Annotated in this window: 1 protein-coding gene; it reads right to left on the minus strand. The window is 74.3% G+C overall.

Going from position 1 to position 1649, the window contains the following annotated elements:
- Positions 1-1649 (minus strand): beta-ketoacyl synthase N-terminal-like domain-containing protein (locus AB0C76_RS41295; protein ID WP_359975929.1); only part of this gene is annotated, 1649 nt, incomplete at both ends.

Raw genomic sequence — 1649 nt, forward strand, 5'->3', positions numbered from 1 at the left:
TGCCGGATCACCCGCTGCTGCGACGGACCGTTGGGGGCCGTGAGGCCGTTCGACGCGCCGTCCTGGTTCACCGCGCTGCCGCGCAGGACCGCCAGGACGCGGTGCCCGTTGCGACGGGCGTCCGAGAGGCGTTCCAGCACCACCATGCCGACGCCTTCGCCCCAGCCCACGCCGTCCGCCGCGTCCGCGAACGAACGGCACCGGCCGTCGGCCGACAGGCCGCCCTGGCGCGAGAACTCCACGAACGTCCCTGGCGTCGACATCACGGTGACACCGCCAGCGAGCGCAAGCGAGCACTCGCCGCCGCGCAGCGCCTGCGCCGCCAGGTGCATCGCCACCAGCGACGACGAGCACGCCGTGTCCACCGTCACCGCCGGGCCCTCCAGGCCCAGCGTGTACGAGACGCGACCCGAGGCCACGCTGCCCGCGCTGCCGCTGCCCTGGTAGCCCTCGAACTCGCCACCGCCCAGCAGGCTCGCGTAGTCCGCGTACATCACGCCGGCGAAGACGCCGGTCCGGCTGCCGCGCAGCGACACCGGGTCGATGCCCGCCCGCTCGAACGCCTCCCACGAGGTCTCCAGCAGCAGACGCTGCTGCGCGTCCGTCGCCAGCGCCTCGCGCGGGCTCATCCCGAAGAACTCGGGGTCGAACTCCCCCGCGTCGTGCAGGAATCCACCCGAGCGCGTGGAGGACGTCCCGATGTGCTCCGGGTCCGGGTCGTAGAGGGTCTCGACGTCCCAGCCGCGGTTCGTCGGGAAGCCGGAGACCGCGTCCACCCCGTCGGCCACCAGGCGCCACAGATCCTCGGGAGACTCGACGCCGCCCGGGTAGCGGCAGGCCATGCCGACGATGACCACCGGGTCGTCCGACGGCGACGGCAGAACCTCGGGGAGGTGGACGTCGCTCTCGGTGCCGAACAGGCCCTCCAGCAGGAAGGCGGCCAGTGCGCTCGCCGTCGGGTAGTCGAACACTACGGTGGCCGGCAGCTGGAGACCGGTCACCGACTTGAGCCGGTTGCGCAGTTCGACCGCCGTCAGCGAGTCGAAGCCGAGATCCTGGAAGGCCCGCGCAGGGTCGACCGTCGCCCCGGCGTCGTGGCCGAGCACGAGCGCGATCTGGTCGCGCACCAGGTCCAGGACGGCCGCACGCCGCTCGTCGCCGCTCAGGCCGGACAGCCGCTGCGCCAACCCCGCCGACACGGCCGAGCCCGCGACCACCGCGCGCCGGACGCGGCTCCGCACCAAGCCGCGCAGCAGGGTGGGCACCTCGCCGTGCGCGGCCATCGCCGCCAGGTCGAGGCGGACCGGCAGCACGGCCGGGTGCCCGGTGGCGAGCGCCGCGTCGAAGAGCGCGACGCCGTGGTCCGGAGCGATGGCCGGCAGACCGAGCCGGGCGATGCGTTCGGCCCCGGCGTCGGTGAGCGTGCCGGTCATGCCCGCCACGTCCGACCACGGGCCCCAGGCGAGCGAGACGGCCGGCAGGCCGAGCGAGCGGCGGTGGACCGCCAGGGCGTCCAGGTAGGCGTTGCCCGCCGCGTAGGCGCCCTGGCCCGCACTGCCGAACGTACCGGCGACGGAGGAGAAGAGGACGAAGGTCTCGACGTTCGAGGCGGCCCGGTGCAGGTTCCACGCCGCGTCCGCCTTCGGACG

Source organism: Kitasatospora sp. NPDC048722, assembly GCF_040650235.1.
Classification (GTDB): domain Bacteria; phylum Actinomycetota; class Actinomycetes; order Streptomycetales; family Streptomycetaceae; genus Kitasatospora.